Consider the following 15688-nt stretch of genomic DNA (forward strand, 5'->3'; position numbering starts at 1 on the left):
GAAGATCATTGAAGGTCGAGTACCGCCGCGCCATATTTTCAAATGATCACCTTAAATATGAATGTCCCCCCAATAAACCTCTTTCATCGCGTAGGCGTTTTACTGGCTTTCGCTCTGCTCCCTTTTGCTAAGGCTGAGGATCGTCCCAATATTATCCTCATGATGGTGGATGATCTCGGTTACGCCGATTTCGGTTGCTATGGGAGTGAAATTGAGACGCCACACATAGATTTTTTGGCAAATCAGGGTCTAAGATTCTCCCAATTCTATAATACCGCTAAATGCCACTCGTCGCGAATCTGTTTGTTGACTGGTCTCTACACCTACCAAGCTGGAAATCAGGCATTGGATCGCTCGGTCACTGTAGCCGAGGTGCTTGGTGATTCGGGATACGCTACATCGATGACCGGCAAATGGCACTTGGACGACCAGCCGACTGACCACGGATTCCAGCAATATTTCGGTCACTTGTCGGGCGCGACGGACTTTTTTAAAGGAGATGACACCTTTCGGATAAACGGGGAGGTCTGGAACGACTTCGATGAAGACTTTTACATGACGGATGCGAATGTCGATTACGCAATGGAGTTTATCGATAATTCAGTTGCCACGGGGAAACCGTTTTTCCACTACATCGCGTTCAACGCTCCCCACTATCCACTTCAGGCGCCGAAGGAGGACATTGAAAAGTATCTCGGTCGCTACGATGCGGGTTGGGAAGTCCTCCGACAGGAGCGTTTCGAAAAACAGAAACGCTTGGGGATGTTCCCGAAGGACATGAAACTTCCCAAACTGCCTCATCACATTAAATCTTGGGATTCACTCAGCAAAAGGGAGCGAGAAATGGAAAGCTTTCGCATGGCTATTTTTGCCGCTATGGTCGATCGTGTCGACCAAAACATAGGACGGCTACTCGAATATTTGGATGAAAAGGACCTGCGGGACAACACAATGATCGTCCTATGTTCAGACAATGGGGCTTGTCCGTTCGAACGAAGCCGGAATACGGATATCCCTCCTTGGAAGGCCGATTCATACTACCTTTACGATGCGAGCTGGGCGACCGTCGGCAACACCCCCTTTCGCCACTACAAGCAAACCCAACACGAAGGCGGGATCTCCTCGCCCCTCATTGTGAATTGGCCCGGCAAAGTAGAGAGAGCGGGTGGCTGGGATGACAGCCCTGGCCACTTGATTGATTTGATGGCTACGTTTTTAGATGTCACGGGCGCGACGTATCCAAAAAAGCGTAATGGCGAGAAGATCGTCAGCCTCCAGGGGAAGTCACTGTTTCCGATAATCGAAGGCAAGGGACGTGATGGCCACGATTGGCTCTATTTTCAGTTCGGCACTTGCCGTGCGATTCGGCAGGATGAATGGAAGGCGGTCAGCTTCTACGGGCACGACTGGGAGCTTTACAATATGGCGACAGACCGAGTCGAACAGAACGATCTGGCGAAAACCTATCCCGAAAAAACGAAATCCTTGGTAGCCCTTTGGCACAAAGTCGCTTTGGAAGTGGACAGGGCTCCGGAGAAACAGCGTAAGCCCGTCAATGGAAAACCGGCCTCCCATTCGCAGAAGTCCTGGCATGGAACGGATGAATACGACGACTGGAAAATGCCCCAGTTTTAGTGAATAGTTGCTAAAGCGTTTCGCTAGTTCGACTCATCAACAACGTATGAAAGCGTTTTCAGTTCTATCAACAATTTTCCTGGTTCCGCTCGCCCGGGCTGAAAATAAGCCGAACATCATCTACATCCTTGCCGATGACCTTGGGCGATTGTAGTAGTTCGAGGGCGGTTTTTCTCCCTTATGCGATTCTGGGAAACGAAAACCGATGAAGCGAATCTACACGAATGCAGATCAGAGTCGCGTGGGAATGTATCAGTCTCTGCTGGAGGAAAACGGCATTCAGACGCTTTTGAAAAACAATAATGCGCCCTATAAGGAAGTCTGGCCGGAGGTTTGGGTCGTCAATGATGATCAATACGATGATGCGCTGAAATTGTTTAAGGAATTGGATACCCAATTGAGCGTTCCCGTGGCACCGTGGGACTGTCCAGAATGTGGCGAGCGCATAGAAGAGGGATTTGGCGAATGCTGGAATTGTGGCACAGTGAAAGCAAGTTGATACGGGGTCGGGAGACCAAAGAAAGAAAAGTGAGATGAAAAAGGTAAGCACTAGCGAAATAATCGAGTATGAGTTTTCTTCTCGGAGCGGAAAATATGAGGGTGTGGGTTAGAACATTTCCGAAGATTTAGGGAGAGTTCCGGAATCTACGGATTTAAATGAAAGGCATCCATTCGATACTAAAATTTGTCGCGTTCCAGCGGGTAAGGCACCGTACCCGCTGCATTCGTACACCGTCCAGTGGTAGTTTTATCATGAAACCTCTGGAAAGGAGAAGTTCGTGGTGAAACGGCTGGACCGAAAGCGCTTCCGGCGACGCGTTTTTGTTCAAGCCTGGTGAAGCCCATCAAATTGAGAACAACAGCGATGAGGATCTTATCCTGAATGTAGTCGCCGATAACCCTCTGCGCGAATTTTGCGACCTTCCGGGCATTCATAAATGGGGAGTGCGGCTCACTAAACATAAATTTATTCGCTCTGACTCCTTTGACTACTACGATAGGTAGGAATGATTAGGCACGAAACGAAAAAACGACTGATTCGAATAATTCTAGTGGCGATCTTCCTCGTGGGGGTCATTTTTGCTGTACAGCTTCAGATGGGGCTAGTGAATGTGGGGCAGGAATTTGGCACCTATGGGCCCTACAATCGTGTGTTGAATGTCGTGGAGGAGATGGAAGATCTGGAAGTCGTAAATTCGAGATTGAGAAGAAAACTGGAGCTTAAATTCATTACAACCCTGGAAAACTTTGCCATAACCGTGAAGGACGAGACTGGAAGAAAATCGGTAATTTCCTTTGAAAAAGGCACCGAGGCGTTCGATGAATCGGACCGCGAACGACTCAAGGAAATTATCCTTCGCCGTGCCGCATTAGGATTTCTCAGCAGCACTGATCAGAGTTGACCTTCGCAGTGGCACCTTTTGAGGTATGGAGTATCGGCTCGGACCTCCTAAAACAGTGTGGTGATCTACTAAACACGGTCTTCATGAATTGAAGTGCTCCATTAATTCCTTGTAGGAGCGGCTTTATGCCGCTCTAAGCACGGGAGCATCGCGTCATAAAGCCGCTCCGTAGTTTAAATTGTCGAAAAAAGAGAAATGACTCCTGTCACAACGCAAACACCCGATCCATCTGGGCGGAGATTTTCTTTAGTTCGTAAAGGTCACCGCCTTTAACCTCGGCCGCGACCCAGCCATGGTAGTTGATTTCCAATAGCGCTTCGCGCACGTCTTCGAAGTCTATGTCGCCTTCGCCGATTTGCATGAATTTACCTTCTGCTCGCGAGAATCCCTTTACATCCAGTTTGATGACGCGCTTCCCCAAAGTCCGTATCCAATCTCCCATGGATCCGTATTTCCAATGGTTACCAATGTCGAACTGCATACCCACCCAGGGGGATTGAAATTCGTCCACATATTTCGCAAATGCGTCGGCTGTTTGTTTGGAGTCTCCGTCATGATTGTAGAGGAACTGATTCCAGACATTCTCAATTACAATGGATACGCCTAATTCTGAAGCGAGAGGAAGGGCCTTTTTGATGTTCTCGACGGATCTTGGCCAAATTTCTGACTCCGGTCCGTCCTCGCCTTTTCCGACAACGAGCAAAACGGTATGGCCTCCGACGGCGTGTGTGTCGCGGATCGCTGTCTTCAAATCTTCCAAGGCTTGGGCGCGAACCGAAGCGTCGGGGCTGGAGTGGCGAATCTTCCAATGGGTACTGCAAACCGTGCCATCGACCGGCAGACCGCTTGCAGCGATCGCCGCACGAGTTTCTGCGACATCCATGCCAGGTGAGTTCATCTCAACGCCCATGAATCCGGCGGTTTTGGCTGCTCTAAACTTTTCCGTTAGCGACGCCTCGATGCGAATCATATTGATTTTGAGGGTCTTGTAGAGCCGTCCTTTCAGGGGATAGGAAGGGCTGGTTTTGGAAAAAGCATCTTGGGATAGCAATCCGCTGGCCCCGATGGCAACAGCCGATTTTACAAAATGGCGACGGTTAAAGCGGGTGTGAAGCATTCTAAAGATCGAACGAATAAACAGATCTTTTGGCAACCATGAATAATCGGAAGGGAGGCGAGAGCGTTTTTCGTAATGGCCTGTCGCCAAAAGTGGAACACTACGGCTCGGTCCGGTGTGCCGTGCGCATTAGTTGAAAAAACTGATGAGTTTGCGGCAAAGGAATGGGGAACTAAATCCCAGACGACGTACATCGACGGACGATATAAAAGTGGTGCAGAATCCAATCACATAACTGTTTTTCCCTGATTTGTATGACGACAATGTGGCAAGAGGTCCCCTGTATCTAATCTTCTGACCTCAAAAGAATCTGTTGCATACACCATTTTTTGAAAGGCATCCTGGCTGGACATGAGTCCAAATTCCCGTATGGAAGGGTAAGTCTCACTAAAATCCAATGGCTGCCGAGAGGCCGGGAACTTTCGGAGCGAAATTTAATTCAACCCGCAATAAAGATTATTATGGAATTCTCACGACGCAAATTTGTCCGAACGGCAGCGACTTCAGTCGCTGCCGCCGGGACACTGCTCTCGAGCACGGCAAAAGCCGCTGTATCAAAAAATAAAAAAGTGAAAGTCGCGGTCATTGGCTGCGGTGGACGCTCGAATCGGGATATCCCAAATTTCATCAAAGCCTGCGATATGCTTGGACTAGAGGCAGAGTACGTGGCGATTGCGGACGCCTTCGAGGACAAGGCTTTCGAGCAAGCAGACAAGTACGAAGTCAGTCGGGACAAATGCATCGTTGGTTGGGATGCCTACCAGAAGGTAGCGGAGTCGGATGCAGAATTCGTCATGCTTATTACACCGCCTTCTTTTCGTCCACAGCATTTGGATACGCTCGTGGAAGCAGGGAAGCATGTGCTCATGCAGAAGCCAGTGGCGGTTGACGCGCCTGGCTGTCGCCGCGTCATCGCGGCAGGTGAAAGAGCGAAGAAAAAAGGTCTCGCTATTTTGGCCGGCACGCAACGTCGCCACACCATCGGCTATATGGAAAACGCAGCTAGGATCCAAAATGGTGCCATAGGGGAAATCCTTGGTGGAACGGTAAGCTGGAACGGCAACGTACCCTGGATCTGGGAACGTCAAAAGGGGTGGAACGATGCGGACTATCTTGCTCGCAACTGGCTCAATTGGTGGCAGATGTCTGGCGATCATCTCGGCGAGCAGCATGTACACAACATCGATGTGGCCAATTGGTACCTCGGCCGGACGCCGCAATCCGCGATTGGATTTGGCGGAAGGGCGCGTCGGGAATCGGGCAATAATTACGATTTCTTCAGCCTCGACTTGGATTATGGCGATGGTGTTCACATCCACAGCCAATGTCGCCAAATTAGCGGGACCTATCCACGAGTGGGAGAATTCTTCAGGGGAACGGAAGGAGAGGTCCAAGGTGGCGGAAAGCTCAAGGGCAAGAATGTGTCGATTCCGGAATTCAACGTCATGGACAAAGATGGTAACGTACAGGAATTGATTACCTGGATACAAAGTGCTCGGAGCGGCAATCCGATCAACGAGGCCCGCCAAATCGCTGAATCCACAGCGACCGCAATCATGGGCCGTTACGCGGCCTACACGGGCAAGTACGTACGATTCCGGGATCTGATTGAGAATACTGAGTCGGAGTTCTACGATCTCAAAGCAACCGTGCAAGCAGAGGACTTCGAGAAAGGAACGGTCGTGCTCCCGGAAGAGAATGTGGTTCCCGTTCCTGGTGACGGTGGCGAAATCCGCAGAAGAGTTTAATCTCTACTCAGTATAGTTTTAAAAGCGACGGTTAACGGACCGTCCCTTTTCTTTGGCGACTTAATTTCTCGTGAATACTCGGCTTTCCGGGATTCCGCAAAAGGAGAAACTAATGGGGTCCCGAGTGAGCACCTCCTTGCTTCCCGTTCAGGTGTTACGCCCATTCTCAGTGCAAAAGAATAGGGAGAGATTTCCGCTCGCGGCGGCGAAAGGCTCATCGACTTTAAGTGCGAACGATCCTGCTAGGTCGACTGGTGCTCGGTAAGACCGGGACCAGTAATTGCCGAATGCTTTATCCGAATCAAAAAGAACCACCGAATGAATTTTGTTGGACGATGTAACGGATCCAGCTAGTTGAATGTAACGGTCTGAAATTTCGCTCACATTGATGCTGCTCTTGAATCGAGAACTAGAAGACTTGTTAGCGGTTTTTTTGGAAAATAGGATGATATACTAACATGCCGGCACTGGCTTCGCTCAGGTAAACTTGAGGCTCTTCATAATCGAGTTTTGCTTAGGCTTTAAAGGCTCGGTTTATCAGGCCCATGAGTGTGTTCCCCAATTGAGTTAACGGTTTGGGGCTTAGATGCGAGTGGCCGAGAGCATGTCCTAATTCTTGGATACAGCCTTTTAAGTTGAGTGCCCACATTGGTTTTACCGCAAGGTCCATATTAGTCGTGCTCTCCCTGGCGACATCGGGATAGCGGTTGATGAATCGTCCTCCATCGCGACCTCATATTCCTCAAGAACCGCGAATTTCATGATCCGAACAATTGTAGAAAATCCACGAGATGGAGCCTTCTTTTTCATAAAAGTCTTTGGCTTCTGCTTCCACAGCTATCCCCTTGACAATGATGTTTCTGTGCGTGTTCTCTCGAGTGTTTCCCTATGAGTCGAATAACTACCTCCTATTTCAGCCTCGGATTGATCGTGGGGGTGTTGTTGACAGTTCTCGCTTTTTCTTTGCTTTCCAATAGCGGTAGCGAATCTGGATCAGATTCACAAACGAAAGTACTCAAGTTGTCCCACACCTTGGACCAATCTCACCCGGTTCATCTGGCGATGGAATTTATGCGTGACCGGTTGGCAGAGAAATCGGGAGGGCTGGTGGTCATTGAGATATTTCCTAACGGGCAGTTGGGCACGGAAACGGAGACCATCGAGCAGGTGCAGCGAGGTGTGCTCGCCATGGTCAAAGCCTCTGTGGCGCCGATGGAGGCGTTCACGCCCGAAATGGGCGTATTCGGTTTGCCTTATTTATTTAGGGACGAAGACCATTTCTGGAGGGTTCTAAACGGACCCATCGGCAAAGAGCTTTTGACCTTGGGAAAACCCAGTGGGCTGCACGGATTGATGTTCTACGAATCCGGTAGTCGAAGCTTCTATACAATCGACAAGCCGATTTTGACGCCTAACGATTTGGATTCCCACAAAATCCGTGTGATGCGGAGTAAAATGTCGATGGATATGATTTCCCAAATGGGGGGCTCTCCCACACCAATTCCTTTCGGGGAACTGTACACGGCGCTGCAGCAGGGCATGGTAGATGGGGCGGAGAACAATGCCCCGAGTTTCGAAACGAGCCGACACTACGAAGTGGCAAAGCACTACTCGCTCGATGAGCACACACGCATACCCGACATCGTTTTATTTAGCCAGTCGATTTGGGAGTTACTCGCTCCTCACGAGAAAGCTTGGGTTCAAGAGGCGGCGGATGAATCAGTCGTGTTCCAGAGGGAGTTATGGCGAGTTGAGACGCAAAATTCGCTGGAGCGACTGCAAAAGAACGGCGTGACCGTTTATCGGCCGAACAAGGAGCCTTTCCTTAAGAAGATGGCTCCCATGTACCAGCGTTTTGAAGGGACTCCGATTGGATCTCTAGTCGAGCGGATCAGGGAAGTCCGATAATGTCACACGTTCAATCGATTTTCACTCGCTGCGTTCTTAGGCTCGTTAAAGGGTTGGAGGTGCTGCTTGTGGTGGGAATGGCCGTACTTGTGGTCGATGTTCTTTGGGGTGTGTTTTCTCGGTACGTTTTGGGAGAGCAAACGCGTTGGACCGAAGAGCTGGCAGTTTATCTTCTCGTCTGGATTTCGCTCATGGGCGCGGCGTTGACCTTTCGGGAGAAAGGCCATCTGGGGGTAGATTACTTTGTCGGGAAGCTCGAGCCTTCGGCCAGGCGGCTCTCGGCCATATTTGTGGAAGTAATTGTATTCGCCTTTTCCGCTTTCGCTTTGGTTCATGGAGGATGGAATTTGGTGATTAAAACCTTCGCCTCAGGACAGGTCCTTCCGGCGCTGAATCTTCCGATGGGTTATGTCTATTCGGTCGTGCCGATTAGTGGCGTCGTCTTTTGCCTTTTTGCCTTTGAACACCTTATGGCGTACCTTTCGGTTGACTTCGACCTAAAGACTTCCCCTCAATCCGCAGAAAAAGAGTCAGATTAGGATGGATACAGAAGCACTCATACTACTGACGGGCTTTATTGTTCTCTTGCTGCTCGATGTCCCGATTGCCGTATGTATTGGAGGAGCGACTGTATTGACTATCTACGCCATAGGCGATGTGCCCACGGGATATGTTGTCGCCCAGCGTATGTCTACGGGAATCGCGAGCTTTCCGCTTCTGGCGATCCCCTTCTTTGTCTTGTCTGGCGTGCTGATGGGAGAGGGCGGCATGGCGAGACGGCTTATTGACTTCGCCAACTTTTTAGTGGGCGGCTTTCGAGGTGGGCTGTGTTATGTGAATACGATTACTTGTATGATGTTTGGTGCCGTTTCGGGTTCGGCATCCGCTGCGGTTTCTTCGATAGGGGGATTTATGATCCCAGAGATGACTCGCAAGGGTTATGGCCGGGAGTTTAGTGTGGCTCTTACCACAACTTCGGCTACGACGGGATTGCTGATCCCTCCGAGCAACATAATGATAGTTTATGCCGTGGTGGCTAGCAATGTTTCAGTGGCCGCTCTTTTTGTTGGAGGGGTAATACCCGGAATTGTGATCGGATCACTTATAATGTTTGCGGCTTGGCTTTCAAACCCGTCTCGCACGGCGGTCGAGAGTTTAGATGCCAGCGAACGGCCTAGCTTGTGGGCGGCTTTGATTGGGGCGTTGCCGAGCATGCTGCTGATTGTGATTGTACTGGGTGGGATTTTAGGAGGAGTGTTCTCCGCTACCGAGGCATCCGCGGTAGCGGTGGCCTACGCTCTTTTTCTGGGGATTGTGGTGTATCGGGAAATCAAGGTCGGCGATCTCCACCGGATTTTGCTTAAAAGCGTCAAGACGACTTCGGTGGTCATGTTTCTAATCGGGGCGAGCCAGGCGATGAGTTGGGCACTCTCGTTTGAACAGGTGCCACAGGCAGTAAGCGCTGCCTTGTTGGGGATATCCGACAACCCACTGGTCACACTGCTGATTATTAACATTCTCCTTTTGATAGTGGGGACCTTTATGGATATGACTCCAGCGGTGCTCATCTTCACTCCTATCTTTCTTCCCGTAGTAATGAGTTCAGGAATGGATCCGGTGCACTTTGGTGTGCTTATGATTGCCAATCTTTGTATTGGTTTGTGTACCCCACCGGTGGGAACCTGCCTCTTTATTGGATGTGGCGTGGGGGGGACGACTTTGGCGAAAGTGATTCGACCTCTTTTACCCATATTCATCGCGATGTTTTTTGGCCTTATGCTGATCACCTATTGGCCGGCTCTAACTCTCTGGCTTCCCCGTATGTTGGGGCTTTGACGTGAATTGGGCACTGGGTGATCTTACCTCGGAAAAGCTCACCAACAATAGGGCTTTCGTCGGGCCGAGGGCCTATTATTGTATTAATAATTTGTGGGTGATCGGAGATTATCTGTTTCCCACAATACCGTGCCATTCCATTCTACAGGGAAATCCGAGAAATGGAGATTTCGGCGGTGGCTAGGCCCATTTCGCCGGCTATGGTGTAGATTAGGTACGATTGCTCATCGTCATCGTGGAAGATCGCGGGGTCTCGCAATTGCTGCACTTTGATTCTGCCCCCCTTTTTGAAGGCTTAATGGGAAATTGGATACCTTCGTATTCAGCTTCAGGCCGAAGTATCTCTACTGGACTGCTGGCACTCCACTCGTGCCAGTCGCCTTGAAGTGAAACGGTGCTCATGAGAATCCGCTCCGGCGCGTCGGCCTTGCGAGTATAGAAACGAAAGAGGGTGTCGTCCATTACCCAGGTTGCGGAGTGGCGTATGCGGACATCGTCGCGATTCCCATATTGGTCGTTGACTGTGATGGGAGTGATGAGCTGCTTTTCGGAAATTACCCAATCTCGATCGTAATGGCGAGAACGATTGAGATACCCATGGGCATCGATCGCGTAGTGGTGTCCAGAATGCTCAAATACTCGAAAGTAGGCGGAGCCAATCACGAAGTTAGGTGCCTTGAATTCCAGACCGTTTTTGGAAACGGCGATGGCTGTTTTCTGGTTTTGGTTCTGGCGCGATCCGTGAAAATACATGCGGATTTCTTGAGATTCGTGATCGATATGAATGTCGGGTGAAGCAATGTGTCCTATGAAGGCGGGTGAATTCTCCACACGAAGCGTACCAGGCTCGTGTACAGTCTAAGGCCCTTGGATACTGTTTGCGTAGGCAAGCCGAATGAATTTACTGTCGTGGTGAGCGAAATAGAGGTTGTATTTCCCAAGGGGGTTTTCGATCCAGTCGGGAACTTTGATGAGGGAGGGGCCGTTTATTTTGGTCCCCAATGTGATGGAGGACTCGTAGGAAATGATGGGGTTTTGCGGGAGCCGTTGGACTTTTATCTCAAATTCGCCAGATTGAATCGTTTTGAGGGCGAGTGGATCGGGCAGGGAAGCCGTATGGAATAGGGAAGGTAGAAAAGTAATAGCGATTAGAAAAACAGTTCTTTTCATTTTAAGAAACACAGCAGAATGGACTGGGGAGTCTAATCAATTCGAATGCCCTCAAACACACGTTCTGTCGAGCACTCTGCCGGCGTTTGATCCTATGCCGGAACCTTTCAGTAGCACCTTGCGTTTTGCGATGGGACAACTATGGCTTGGCAAAAATGAATACAGGAAACCAAAAGTACATCGCCTATTACGGCACTAGCGGAACGGGCAGCGACGACGGGATTTATTCACAAACGCTCTCACATGCTCCTTTGGAACTTTCTGCGGCGGGATTAGAATGCCATCAAAAGAAGGCTGGATTTCAGCGATTAAACCGTAATGAAACGGTGCTTTATTCGATTGCTTTAGGTGATGGGGAAAGCGGGTTGGTTCGTTCCTTTCGGATCAATAAGCGAAAGGTGGGATTGGAGTTTATTAATGAGCAAGAAGCCGCTGGAGAAGGGCTTTGCCACATCAATCTAGATCGCTCAGAAAAATGGCTACTCGGTGCTAGCTACAATGATGCCGTGATAACTGTGTTCCCTGTAATTGACAGTGGGGTGATTAGTGAAAAAGCTTTCTCTCTGGTTTTGGAAGGGAGTGGAACGGAAGTGAATCCCGACCGACAGGATGCCCCGCACGCCCACTCGATTTACAGCGATCCATCCAATCGTTTCGTCTTGGTTTGCGACTTGGGAATGGATCGGATTTACGTATACCGCTTTAACAGCGAAAACGGAGCGCTCGCACCGGCAGCGACCCCCTACGTTGAGACTGCTCCAGGGGCGGGGCCAAGGCATCTGGCATTCCATGGAAATGGGCGGTGGATCTATGCCATAAATGAGCTCAACGGTACGGTGACTCAATATGAGTGGGATGAGGCTGTAGGGGAAATGACTCTCAAAAGCTCAGTTGATACGCTGCCGGATGGTTTTTCTGAGGAGAGCACAACGGCCGAGATCCTGGTCCATCCTTCCAATCGCTTCCTCTATGGCTCCAATCGAGGACATGATAGCATTGTGGTTTATTCGATTGATGAGGGGGACGGTTCTTTATCCTTAATACAGCGGGTTTCCTCAGGAGGCGAGCATCCCCGAAATTTCGTTTTGGACGAAGACGGAAGGCTCCTAGTTGTCGCTAATCGAGACTCCAGCAATATTGTGTATTTCGAAGTCGATGCGGAATCGGGAGAGCTTTCGAGACAGGAAATCGTCGAAAACGTTCCCATCTGTACCTGCGTAAGGGTAGTGAAACGATAGCTTAAACTGGGAATGGTTCTCCATCTGACGAACCCTTTGGGAGTCGTTTCCCGTTCGGAATTCGGATCAATCGGGATCTCTCACTGCTGATATCCTTCATTTTGTTAGCGCAATTGGGTTGAAATTCCTGACTGACTTGCCGAAAAGATCCGTCCTTTTAAAGGGAAACCAAGGTTCCTAGATTTTTATGAAGAGATTGCTCCTTACACTATCGCTCATCCCCGCAGTATTCGGGGCGGAGTCCGATCCGGCTATCCGTGAGTTTTACGACGAGAAAGCGGAAATTCGCATGCGGAATTTCGAAAAACCGGACGATGTAGTCATAAAATTGTGGGCGGACGAATCTCAGACACAGAATCCGTCTGCGATCACGTTCGACTCTCAAGGCCGCCTTTACGTGGCTGAGATTAATCGCTGGCGGACTGGGGTCGACGATATTCGCGAGCGTCGCATGATGCTGGTTGAGGATATTCAAATTGAGAGCAATGCGGATCGATTGAAGATGTTCCAGAACCACGCGGCTCAGTTCCCCATGGAATACTATTCGAGCAAGGCGGACCAGATCAGTTTGCTGGAGGATACCGACGGGGACGGAAGGGCTGATAGCTCGAAGATATTCGCGGGAGGATTCAATGACCCATTGGATGGTCCTGGCATTGGATTGATTGAGCGCGACGGTAAAATCTACTACACGAATGTTCCCCATCTCTGGATGCTGGAGGATTTGGACGGGGATGGCGTGTCAGACAAGAGAACGTCTTTGCAGGACGGATTCGGAATCCGCATGAGCTTTTCAGGCCATGACATGCATGGCCTGACCTGGGGGCCAGATGGTAAGCTGTATTGGTCAATTGGGGACCGTGGGTACAATGTGAATACTAAGGAAGGCGAGCATTTTTTTGGTCCCAATAAAGGGGCTGTCTTTCGCTGCGATCCGGACGGGTCGAATGTAGAACTCTTCTATGACGGATTGAGAAACCCACAGGAGCTTGCCTGGGACGACTATGGGAATCTTTTTACGGCGGACAACGATGCGGACGGTGTAGACTTGGAGCGTATCAATTATCTGGTGGAGGGTGGCGACTCGGGCTGGCACGCAGGGCACCAGTCGATCATGTCGTTTACCAAGGACCTAGAGCTCAGATCCTCGAAATATACCGGTGATGCGAAATTGCCGCTCAGTTGGATAACTGAGCACGTTTGGGAAGTTCGCAATGACAAGCAGCCAGCATTCATCCTTCCCGGTATAGGGCAGCTGATAGGGGGGCCGTCGGGACTGGTTTTTAACCCATCAAGCAGCATGGGCGAAAAGTACGACGACAAGTTTTTTGTCATCGTCTACAAAGGTTCTCTGAGCCAGTCCTACATTTCCATGTTCAATGTAGAGGAAGACGGCGCGTCCTATAAGATGATCAACAACGAGACGTTTTTCCGAGGTTCGAACTGTGTCGACATCGATTTTGGACCGGATGGCAAACTGTATATTTCGGATTACAACTATGGAGGTTGGCTGAATCAGGACGTAGGGAATATTTATGCGATGGACGTCCCCGGTCAAATCGACAAGCCGGAAGTCACTGAGAATGAGGCAATATTGCTATCTGACTTTGCGCAGTACGAAGTACAGGAATTGGCTGAGATGCTGGGTCGAGACCATTTGCAAATTCGTCAAAAGAGTCAGTTCGAACTAGCGAAACGTGGTAGGCTGGGAATCGAGGCGTTCACGCGTGCCGCGACACGCGCGGAGCTGCCCACGCTGGTCCGTATTCATGGCGTTTGGGGATTAGGTCAGATGGCTGCGGATGAAGGACTGTCCATTTTGGAGCCACTCCTTGATTTGCTTTCCGACTCGAACGACCAAGTGCGCATTCAGTCCGCTCGTGTTTTGGGAGACCTTCGTGTGGTAAAATCAGCTGACCTCCTTGTGAAAGCCCTTCGCGACGAGCATCCTCGAGTGGCGATGTACGCGGGAATTGGCCTGGGCCGAATCGGCTATGCTCCGGCTGTCTCCGAATTGTATTCAGCCATTGACCGCAACCAAGACAAGGACCTATGGCTGCGTCACGGAGCCATTATGGGATTAGTGGGAATCGAAAAATCGAACTGGGAGCGCGGAATTGAAGATGATTCGGAATATGTGCGAATGGGGGCGTTGCTCGCCTTGCGAAAGCTTCGAGACCCACAGATCGCGGAGTTTCTCCAAGATCCGGAAAAGTCGCTAGCTTACGAGGCTATCCGCGCGATAAACGATCTCCCTCTCTTGTCGGTAGAGGGAGAATTGGCAGGTATGATCGGAGATTTTCTTCCGGGTGGTGTTGGCGAAATGCCGGAGACCGATGTAGACGCGTTTATGCACCATCGCATTATTAATGCGAACTACTACCAGGCAAAAAAGGAGAATGCCCGAGCGCTCTTGAAATACGCGGCTAACGCAGAATTACCTGCACGTCTTCGTCGCGAGGCACTGGCGGCGATAGAAGGTTGGAGCGACCAAAACCCAATTGATACGACGACGGGTTTGCCCCGGGATAATCCCGCCGTCCGAGATGCGATCGATGACGTTGTGAAATCCGAGATTGCGACTATTTTGGAGACTGCGGAAAGCGACGTGTTGATTCAGTCTACGCGTCTCGCATTGCTTTATGGATACGAGGCGGATCGAGAACTACTTTTGGCCCAACTCGAGAATGAGAAGAACTCGGCAGAGGTTCGAGTCTCTGCCCTGGACGCTTTGACGGAACGCAAGGATCAGGCATTAGAACGGTTGGCCCTTGCGAATTTGAAAGATAGGCAAGCGAGTTTGCGTTCGAGTGCGTTGCGAGCCCTGCTCGTTGCGAATCCTGCGAAAGGAGTTCAAGAGGCTATTAGGTTTTCGAAGTCAGGAGCAATCGTCACGCGTCAAAATGCGATTGCGATGCTTGGAGCCCAGTCAGATTCGGTGTCAGGCAACTACCTGCAAACACAGCTTCAGGCGCTAATTGAGGGTAAGGGAAATTCGAAGACGAAATTGGACATTATTGAAGCGGCTCGAAATCGGCCGGATTTGGATATCAAGAAACTGGTTACGAATTACGATCAATCGATCGCGTCGGCTGAGCCCATAGTCAAATATGCCGTTAGCCTTCAAGGAGGGGACGTTGATCGTGGAGAGGACGTCTTCATGAACCATGGCGCAGCCCAGTGTGTGAGGTGCCATAAAGTGAACGACTATGGAGCGGAAGTCGGTCCTGATTTGACAACGATTGGGCGCAACCACGACCGGGAATACCTATTGGAAGCGATCGTCGATCCTGGAGCCGTTGTGGCCCCTGGTTTTGGAACGATGGTCCTGACTCGCAAGAATGGTGAAGTGGCGAGCGGGCTCTTAATGGATGACAACGAGGATGGAGTGAGCTTGAAACTTCCCGATGGAAAGATAGAAAAGGTCAGCTATTCCGACATCGCTTCGAAGCAACCTCCCATATCCGGAATGCCTCCCATGGGACTTCTCCTCAGCCACGGCGAAGTGCGAGATCTGGTCGCCTATCTAAGCAGTCTGAAACACGCACCAAAGTTGGACGGCGACGAGCACGAATAGAGAAGCGGCTGGCCTGCTAATCCCATACAAGAGGGGCTGCAATGCGTTTGAATCAT

14 protein-coding genes are annotated in these 15688 nt (G+C 50.4%); 9 read left to right on the forward strand and 5 right to left on the reverse strand.

From position 1 onward, the window contains the following. Positions 1-42: 42 nt before the first annotated feature. Together GA004_RS08605 and GA004_RS08610 are read left to right on the forward strand one after the other, a co-directional pair. Positions 43-1635 (forward strand): arylsulfatase, encoded by a 1593-nt coding sequence (locus tag GA004_RS08605; RefSeq protein WP_283396920.1) that lies wholly within the window; start codon positions 43-45, stop codon positions 1633-1635. 205 nt (positions 1636-1840) lie between these two features. Beyond that, positions 1841-2134 (forward strand): putative signal transducing protein, encoded by a 294-nt coding sequence (locus tag GA004_RS08610; RefSeq protein ID WP_283396921.1) that lies wholly within the window; start codon positions 1841-1843, stop codon positions 2132-2134. A gap of 179 nt (positions 2135-2313) precedes the next feature. On the opposite strand, the gene GA004_RS08615 is transcribed toward GA004_RS08610, so the two are convergent. Beyond that, positions 2314-2571 (reverse strand): hypothetical protein, encoded by a 258-nt coding sequence (locus GA004_RS08615; RefSeq protein WP_283396922.1) that lies wholly within the window; start codon positions 2569-2571, stop codon positions 2314-2316. 71 nt (positions 2572-2642) lie between these two features. Between GA004_RS08615 and GA004_RS08620 the strand changes: the two genes are divergently transcribed. After that, the gene (locus tag GA004_RS08620; RefSeq protein WP_283396923.1) at positions 2643-3038 is read left to right on the forward strand and encodes a hypothetical protein; all 396 of its coding nucleotides are present in this window, start codon (positions 2643-2645) and stop codon (positions 3036-3038) included. A gap of 205 nt (positions 3039-3243) precedes the next feature. Here GA004_RS08620 and GA004_RS08625 read toward each other — a convergent pair whose 3' ends face one another. Continuing rightward, on the reverse strand, positions 3244-4155 hold the full coding sequence (locus tag GA004_RS08625; protein WP_283396924.1) for a sugar phosphate isomerase/epimerase family protein: 912 nt from the start codon (positions 4153-4155) through the stop codon (positions 3244-3246). Between the two features lie 461 nt (positions 4156-4616). Here GA004_RS08625 and GA004_RS08630 point away from each other — a divergent pair, with 461 nt between their 5' ends. After that, positions 4617-5903 (forward strand): Gfo/Idh/MocA family protein, encoded by a 1287-nt coding sequence (locus GA004_RS08630; RefSeq protein ID WP_283396925.1) that lies wholly within the window; start codon positions 4617-4619, stop codon positions 5901-5903. A 147-nt stretch (positions 5904-6050) separates the two neighbouring features. Here GA004_RS08630 and GA004_RS08635 read toward each other — a convergent pair whose 3' ends face one another. Further along, positions 6051-6287, reverse strand: coding sequence for a hypothetical protein (locus GA004_RS08635; RefSeq protein WP_283396926.1), 237 nt, complete (start codon positions 6285-6287; stop codon positions 6051-6053). A 504-nt stretch (positions 6288-6791) separates the two neighbouring features. Here GA004_RS08635 and GA004_RS08640 point away from each other — a divergent pair. From GA004_RS08640 to GA004_RS08650, 3 genes are read left to right on the forward strand one after another with little or no spacing between them, the layout of a single operon-like run. After that, positions 6792-7811, forward strand: coding sequence for a TRAP transporter substrate-binding protein (locus GA004_RS08640; RefSeq protein ID WP_283396927.1), 1020 nt, complete (start codon positions 6792-6794; stop codon positions 7809-7811). Further along, complete coding sequence (locus GA004_RS08645; RefSeq protein WP_283396928.1) at positions 7811-8350, forward strand: TRAP transporter small permease; 540 nt, start codon at positions 7811-7813, stop codon at positions 8348-8350. Before GA004_RS08640 ends, GA004_RS08645 begins: the two co-directional genes overlap by 1 nt. Position 8351: 1 nt before the next feature. Next, positions 8352-9647 (forward strand): TRAP transporter large permease, encoded by a 1296-nt coding sequence (locus tag GA004_RS08650; protein ID WP_283396929.1) that lies wholly within the window; start codon positions 8352-8354, stop codon positions 9645-9647. Positions 9648-9857: 210 nt separating this feature from the next. Here GA004_RS08650 and GA004_RS08655 read toward each other — a convergent pair whose 3' ends face one another. Both GA004_RS08655 and GA004_RS08660 read right to left on the reverse strand, forming a co-directional pair. Next, positions 9858-10478 carry a hypothetical protein gene (locus GA004_RS08655; protein WP_283396930.1) on the reverse strand — a complete coding sequence of 207 codons (621 nt, stop codon included), beginning with the start codon at positions 10476-10478 and terminating at the stop codon, positions 9858-9860. Between the two features lie 27 nt (positions 10479-10505). Further along, positions 10506-10817 carry a hypothetical protein gene (locus GA004_RS08660; RefSeq protein ID WP_283396931.1) on the reverse strand — a complete coding sequence of 104 codons (312 nt, stop codon included), beginning with the start codon at positions 10815-10817 and terminating at the stop codon, positions 10506-10508. Between the two features lie 155 nt (positions 10818-10972). Here GA004_RS08660 and GA004_RS08665 point away from each other — a divergent pair, with 155 nt between their 5' ends. Both GA004_RS08665 and GA004_RS08670 read left to right on the forward strand, forming a co-directional pair. Continuing rightward, entirely contained in the window at positions 10973-12055 is a 1083-nt protein-coding gene (locus GA004_RS08665; RefSeq protein ID WP_283396932.1) for a lactonase family protein, read from the forward strand. Between the two features lie 187 nt (positions 12056-12242). After that, the gene (locus tag GA004_RS08670; RefSeq protein ID WP_283396933.1) at positions 12243-15632 is read left to right on the forward strand and encodes a PVC-type heme-binding CxxCH protein; all 3390 of its coding nucleotides are present in this window, start codon (positions 12243-12245) and stop codon (positions 15630-15632) included. The last annotated feature ends 56 nt before the right edge of the window (positions 15633-15688 follow it).

The sequence above is a fragment of the Candidatus Pelagisphaera phototrophica genome (assembly GCF_014529625.1).
GTDB lineage: Bacteria > Verrucomicrobiota > Verrucomicrobiia > Opitutales > Opitutaceae > Pelagisphaera > Pelagisphaera phototrophica.